This is a genomic window from Pseudooceanicola sp., from assembly GCF_041987405.1.
Taxonomy (GTDB): Bacteria; Pseudomonadota; Alphaproteobacteria; order Rhodobacterales; family Rhodobacteraceae; genus Pseudooceanicola.
On sequence record NZ_JBHIWR010000002.1, the window covers coordinates 536370 to 542500 of the forward strand.

The window sequence follows — 6131 nt, forward strand, 5'->3', positions numbered from 1 at the left end:
CGGACTTGATCCGAGGGCCTCCTGCTCATGGTGCCGCCCACGGTCCCCCACCCACACACAAAACGGCCCGCAAGATCGCTCCGGCGGGCCGTTCCGGTCCGTGAGTGGCGGGCCTTACATCGGCGGCATCAGGACGCTGTCGATCACGTGGATCACACCGTTCGAGGCTTCGATGTCCGGCGTCACCACGGTGGCGTCGTTGATCTTCACCGCATCGCCGAGCGAGACGGTGATTTCGCTGCCCTCGACCGTGGCGGCGGACATGCCGTCGCTCAGGTCACCGGACATCACCGCGCCGGAGACGACGTGATAGGTCAGGATCGCGGTCAGCTTGTCCTTGTTCTCCGGCTCGAGCAGCGACTCGACCGTGCCTTCGGGCAGCGCGGCAAAGGCGTCGTCGGTCGGGGCGAAGACGGTCAGCGGACCCTCGCCTTTAAGCGTGTCGACGAGGCCCGCTGCCTCGGCTGCGGCCAGAAGGGTCGAGAAGGATCCCGCCTCGGCCGCTGTATCGACGATGTCCTTTTTCATCGAGTGCGAGTCGGCAAATGCGGGACCGGCGATGAGGGCGGCGGTGGACAGGGTGAGAAGCGTTCTGCGTAGCATCAAAAATCCTCCGATTGAGCAATGCCGTCGTTGGCATTGATCCTCATACGGAGGGTCCCGGTCGTCCGGATCACCGTCACAAATGCTTGTGATGCCCTTGACCGGAGGGGTTTTCGGCACAAGCCACGCCTTGCCTGAAAATCCAATCAGACATTCGTGAACGGAGGACGATGAAGTGTCGTCATCCGGCGCGGTTTTGCGGTCGGATCGGCCCCGCGCGGGGGCCGATCCGTGATCGTGTCGCGGTCAGAGCACGGCCGTCAGCCGCGGCGCCGCCGCGCCGCGAAGCCGAGCGCCCCGAAACCTGCCACAAGCAGCGGCAGAGAGGCGGGGAGGGGAACGGCTGGCATCTGGCTGCGGACAATCTCGCCCGTCGCGACGGGCAGCACCGCTTTGTAACCAATGGTCCCGTCGACCTCGCCCTCTGTGCCCTCGCCGAAGACGCCCTGGGCCATGCCCCAGACATAGCCGCCATGCAGCACGATTTCCCGGTTTTCGAGCATGTCGGGCCCGAGGTCGTCGATATCGAACCCGTTGGCATAGATGTTTGGATCCGTCAGATCGAAGACGCGCGAATAGTTGAGGACGCCGTCCGGCGTTTCCACCAGGGATCCGTCCTCGTTGGTCAGCGACACCATGACCGGCCCGTAGAATTCGGCCGCCTCGGCCAGTTCGATGAACTGGTCCTTGTCTTCGTCGATGTCGGCGAAGCCGTCGCCATCGGCATCTTCGACCGGAGGCGACACGGAATCGCCGCCGGGAATGCCGTGGATGTGCTGCGGATGCGGCCCGAATTCATAAAGCCCGGTCGCGTTCAGCTGCACGGAGAGGGTCTTGGCCGTGTCGTCATAGGTAAAACTACCCGACCCGGTGACGCCAGAACTGTTCAATTGGTTCAGCGTGACCTCGTAGTAGGTCAGGTGCCCCGCATGGGCGGCCCCGGCGGCGAGGGCCAGAACGCTGGCGGCCGCAATGCGTGCCGTGATTGGGTTTCTAAAAGTCATAACAATACTCCCTGTTTCAAGGACAGGCGATGTGCGCCTGTCATCAAGACACGTAAGAGCCGGTTCAATTGTTTCGGGTTCAGGCGCAATTCTTGATATTTTTGCTGAATAGAGGCCAAATCAGAGACGTCCGCGACCTGTGCACAGCGTTGGACAGTGCCCGGCAACGGCGCTATCACCCGGGCAAGAGCAGTTTCGCAAAGGCCCGCCCATGACATCAGCGCTAGACACCGCCCGCGCGGTTCTGACCTCGGAGAGCGCCGCGCTTGCACAGCTGGCCTCCGAACTGACGCAGGAGTTCGAGGCGGTGGTGGCCGCCCTTCTGCAGGTGCCGGGCCGGGTTGTCGTTTCCGGCATGGGCAAGTCGGGCCATGTCGCGGCCAAGATCGCCGCCACCTTTGCCTCCACCGGCACGCCGGCGCAGTTCGTCCACCCGGGCGAGGCGAGCCATGGCGATCTGGGCATGATCACCCGCGCTGACGCCTGCATCCTGATCTCCAACTCCGGCGAGACGAAGGAGCTGGCCGATATCATCGCCCACACCCGCCGCTTTGACATTCCGCTGATCGGGATCACCAAGAAACCGGACAGCACCCTGGCGAAACAGGCCGATCACTTGCTGCTGCTCTCCAATGCGCCGGAGGCCTGTTCGATCGGCATGGCGCCCACGACCTCCACCACGATGACCATGGCGCTGGGGGATGCCCTGGCCGTGGCGCTGATGGAGGAGCGGGGGTTCAAACAGGCCGATTTCCAGACCTTCCATCCCGGCGGCACCCTGGGCGCGCAGCTTCTGACGGTGCGGGCGGTGATGCATCGGGGCGAAGCTCTGCCGGTGGTCGCGCCGGAGACCGAGATGGGCGACACCCTGTTGGAGATGTCGGCCAAGGGGTTCGGCGTCGTGGCCGTGGCCGAGGCGGGCAGGCTGACCGGGGTCATCACCGATGGCGACCTGCGGCGGAACCTCAAGGGCCTGCTGGAGCGCAAGGCCGGAGAGGTGGCGACGGGCAGCCCGCGCAGCATCTCCGCCGATATCCTGCTGGTCGATGCGCTGGGCATCATGAACGACAACCGGATTTCCGCGCTCTTCGCGGTGGACGGGGAGGGGCAGCTGGAAGGGCTGGTCCACATCCATGACGCTCTGCGCCTGGGGGCCGCATGAAAACCGTCGTCTTCATTCCCGCCCGCTATGCCTCCACCCGCTATCCCGGCAAGCCGCTGGTCGAACTGACCGGCGCGACCGGAGAAAAGAAGAGCCTGATCCAGCGCAGCTGGGAGGCCGCCCGGGCCGTCGAGGGCATCGACGCGGTCTATGTGCTGACCGACGATGGCCGCATCCGCGCGGCGTCGGAGGCCTTTGGGGCGGAGGTCATCATGACCTCCTCCGACGCGAGCAACGGGACGGAGCGCTGCGCCGAGGGCGTGGCGCAGTTGCCGGAGGTGCCGGAGATCGTGGTCAACCTGCAGGGCGACGCGCCGCTGACCCCGGCCTGGTTCGTATCGGACCTCGTGGCGCATATGAAAGCGAAGCCCGCGGCGCAGATGGCGACCCCCGTCCTGCTGACCGATGCGGAGACGCTAGAGAATTTCGTCACCGACCGGAAAGAGGGCCGCGTCGGCGGCACCACGGCGGTGATGCGGGCGGATGGCACGGCGATCTACTTCTCCAAGGAAGTGCTGCCTTATGTCGGGTCGCTGGAGGCGCCGCCGCAGGTCTGGCATCACGTCGGCTGTTACGCCTACCGCCCTTCGGCGCTGAGCGCCTATGCCGCCTGGCCCGAGGGGCCGCTGGAAAAGGCCGAGGGGTTGGAGCAGTTGCGGTTCCTGGAAAACGGCTGGCCGGTGGACTGCGTCGCGGTCGAGGGCCGGGGGCGCGTGTTCTGGGAACTGAACAACCCCGTGGACGTGGCACGGATTGAATCTGTCCTGAAGAAGGAGGGCATCGCATGAAGACGGTCAAGATCGGGGGGATCGAGGTCTCCAACGCCAATCCCTACATGCTGATCGCGGGCCCCTGCCAGATGGAGAGCCGGGATCACGCCCGCATGCTGGCCGAGAAGATCGCCGCCGCCGCCGAGGCCGCGAACCGGCCCTGGGTCTTCAAGGCGTCGTATGACAAGGCCAACCGCTCGTCGCTTTCCGGCAAGCGCGGGCTGGGGATGGAAAAGGGGCTGCAGATCCTGGGGGATATTGCCCGCGAGTTCGGCTGCCCGGTGCTGACCGACGTGCATGAGCCCGGCCACTGCGCTCCGGCGGCGGAGGTCGTGGATATCCTGCAGATCCCCGCCTTCCTGTCGCGCCAGACCGACCTGCTGCTCGCCGCCGGAGAGACCGGCAAGGCGATCAATATCAAGAAGGGTCAGTTCCTCGCCCCCTGGGATATGGAGAATGTCGCGGCCAAGGTCGCCTCCACCGGAAATGAGAACATCATGCTCTGCGAGCGTGGGGCGTCCTTCGGCTACAACATGCTGGTGTCGGATTTGCGGTCGCTGCCGATCATGGCGCAGACCGGCTATCCGGTCGTCTTCGACGCCACCCATTCCGTGCAACTGCCGGGTGGTATGGGCGGATCCTCGGGCGGGCAGCGCGAGTTTGTCGAACCGCTGGCCCGCGCGGCCATGGCCGTGGGCACGGCGGCGGTGTTTATCGAGACGCATGAGGACCCGGACAACGCCCCCTCCGACGGGCCGAACATGGTGCCGGTCGAGGATCTGGCGCGGCTGCTGAAGGGGCTGGCGGCGATCGACGATCTGACCAAGGGGTTGTGAGGGGGGCGGAGCCCGGCCTTTCGTTTCCTTCCTGGGCCCTCTGGTTGAGGTCATTGCATTAGGGCAGGGGGCGTCCGCGGGTAGACGACCGCTGCCCGGCGGTGCCGCCGGGCGGGTGAACTGATCGGATGTTCGGCGCGGCAGTTGGGTTCGTTGCCCCGGTCAATGGATGCGGCTCTCCAAAAGTATTTTCGACCGGAAGAAGACCGGGGCGGGTGCGCCTGACCACCGCGTATCAAAATCTCTGCCCCGTGGCCGTCAGCGGCCAGAACCCGACGAGCCGACGGGCACGACTCGCCCGCCTGAATCTCTTTCATCACATCTTCTCTCTTCCTTCGCGCGGTGGCTTGCCGCGTTGATGCGTTAGCGCCAATCTGCGCCCAGCACGGCATGCAACACATCACGCCAAAGGAACATGTAATGGGATTTGTCGGCTCGGCTCTGGAATATTTGGCGCTGCTTTTCCTGCTGGTCATCGGGGTGGTCGCGGCGACGGCGATCGTGATGTTCGTTCTGGACCGGATGCAGACCCAGGATGCGATCCGGCGGAATTATCCGGTCATCGGCCGGTTCCGGTATCTGTTCAGCACACTGGGCGAGTTCTTCCGCCAGTACTTCTTCGCAATGGACCGCGAGGAGATGCCCTTCAACCGCGCGCAGCGGGACTGGATCTATCATTCCTCCGCCGGGCAGGGGAACACTGTCGCGTTCGGCTCCACCCGCAACCTGTCGATCCCGGGCACGTCGATCTTCGTCAACGCCTCCTTCCCGCCGCTGGATGATCAGGCTGCGGCGACGAAGCCGCTGACCATCGGTCCGTATTGCAAGCAGCCCTATGACGCGCCGTCGATCTACAATATCTCCGGCATGTCCTACGGCGCGATTTCCCGTCCCGCAGTCGAGGCGCTGAGCCGCGGCGCGAAAGAGGCGAATATCTGGCTGAACACCGGGGAAGGGGGGCTGTCGCCCTATCACCTGACCGGGGGCTGCGACATCGTCTTTCAGATCGGCACCGCGAAATACGGGCTGCGCGACGAACACGGCAACCTCAGCGATGACAAGCTGCGCGAGATGGCGGCCCGGCCCGAGGTCAAGATGTTCGAACTGAAGATGGCGCAGGGGGCGAAGCCCGGCAAGGGCGGCATCCTGCCCGGCGAAAAGGTGAATGCGGAGATCGCGGCGATCCGGGGCATTGCCGTGGGGCAGGATTCGATCTCGCCCAATCGCCACCCCGATATCCGAAACTTTGGCGAGCTGCTGGACCAGATCGCGCACATCCGCCGTGTCACCGGCAAGCCGGTCGGCTTCAAGACGGTGATGGGCTCCTCCGACGCCTACGAGGGTCTGTTCCGCCAGATCCTGGAGCGCGGCGCGATCCATGCGCCGGACTTCATCACCGTCGACGGCGGCGAGGGCGGCACGGGGGCCGCGCCGATGCCCCTGATCGACCTTGTCGGCATGCCCCTGCGCGAGGCGCTGCTGCGGATGGTGGACATGCGCGACCGGTTCGGCCTGCATGACCGCATCCGCATTATCGCCAGCGGCAAGCTGGTCAACCCGTCGGACGTGGCCTGGGCGATCTGCGCGGGGGCGGATTTCGTCACCTCGGCCCGGGGCTTCATGTTCTCGTTGGGTTGTATCCAGGCGCTCAAGTGCAACAAGAACACCTGCCCGACCGGGATCACCACGCATCAGAAACATCTGCAGCGCGGCCTTGTGGTGGAACAGAAGTACAAGCGCGTCGCCAATTACGCCC

The 6131-nt window shown here is 65.1% G+C and carries 6 protein-coding genes (1 of these 6 only partly in view); 4 read left to right on the plus strand and 2 right to left on the minus strand.

Features of this window, described 5'->3' with window-relative positions:
- Positions 1-114: 114 nt before the first annotated feature.
- Both ACFC2Y_RS07410 and ACFC2Y_RS07415 read right to left on the minus strand, forming a co-directional pair.
- A complete protein-coding gene (locus ACFC2Y_RS07410) occupies positions 115-603 on the minus strand; it encodes a fasciclin domain-containing protein (protein WP_375173890.1) in 489 nt (162 codons plus the stop codon).
- Positions 604-863: 260 nt separating this feature from the next.
- A complete protein-coding gene (locus ACFC2Y_RS07415) occupies positions 864-1607 on the minus strand; it encodes a VPLPA-CTERM sorting domain-containing protein (protein WP_375173889.1) in 744 nt (247 codons plus the stop codon).
- Positions 1608-1818: 211 nt separating this feature from the next.
- Here ACFC2Y_RS07415 and ACFC2Y_RS07420 point away from each other — a divergent pair, with 211 nt between their 5' ends.
- From ACFC2Y_RS07420 to ACFC2Y_RS07435, 4 genes are all read left to right on the plus strand, one after another.
- Positions 1819-2769 (plus strand): SIS domain-containing protein, encoded by a 951-nt coding sequence (locus tag ACFC2Y_RS07420; protein WP_375173888.1) that lies wholly within the window; start codon positions 1819-1821, stop codon positions 2767-2769.
- On the plus strand, positions 2766-3557 hold the full coding sequence (locus ACFC2Y_RS07425; RefSeq protein WP_375173887.1) for a 3-deoxy-manno-octulosonate cytidylyltransferase: 792 nt from the start codon (positions 2766-2768) through the stop codon (positions 3555-3557). The genes ACFC2Y_RS07420 and ACFC2Y_RS07425 overlap by 4 nt, the downstream gene beginning before the upstream one ends.
- The gene (gene kdsA, locus ACFC2Y_RS07430; protein ID WP_375173886.1) at positions 3554-4375 is read left to right on the plus strand and encodes a 3-deoxy-8-phosphooctulonate synthase; all 822 of its coding nucleotides are present in this window, start codon (positions 3554-3556) and stop codon (positions 4373-4375) included. The genes ACFC2Y_RS07425 and kdsA overlap by 4 nt, the downstream gene beginning before the upstream one ends.
- 420 nt (positions 4376-4795) lie before the next feature.
- Positions 4796-6131: the 5' portion of an FMN-binding glutamate synthase family protein gene (locus ACFC2Y_RS07435; protein WP_375174413.1), read on the plus strand. Its footprint extends 170 nt past the window's final position; 1336 of the gene's 1506 nt are visible here — the first part of the coding sequence; the start codon lies at positions 4796-4798; its stop codon lies beyond the right edge, outside the window.

Bases quoted from the DNA above. Each gene is read 5' to 3' on its own strand.
- ACFC2Y_RS07410 (WP_375173890.1), bottom strand. From the start codon at position 603: ATGCTACGCAGAACGCTTCTCACCCTGTCCACCGCCGCCCTCATCGCC.
- ACFC2Y_RS07425 (WP_375173887.1), top strand. From the start codon at position 2,766: ATGAAAACCGTCGTCTTCATTCCCGCCCGCTATGCCTCCACCCGCTAT.
- kdsA (WP_375173886.1), top strand. From the start codon at position 3,554: ATGAAGACGGTCAAGATCGGGGGGATCGAGGTCTCCAACGCCAATCCC.
- ACFC2Y_RS07420 (WP_375173888.1), top strand. From the start codon at position 1,819: ATGACATCAGCGCTAGACACCGCCCGCGCGGTTCTGACCTCGGAGAGC.
- ACFC2Y_RS07415 (WP_375173889.1), bottom strand. From the start codon at position 1,607: ATGACTTTTAGAAACCCAATCACGGCACGCATTGCGGCCGCCAGCGTT.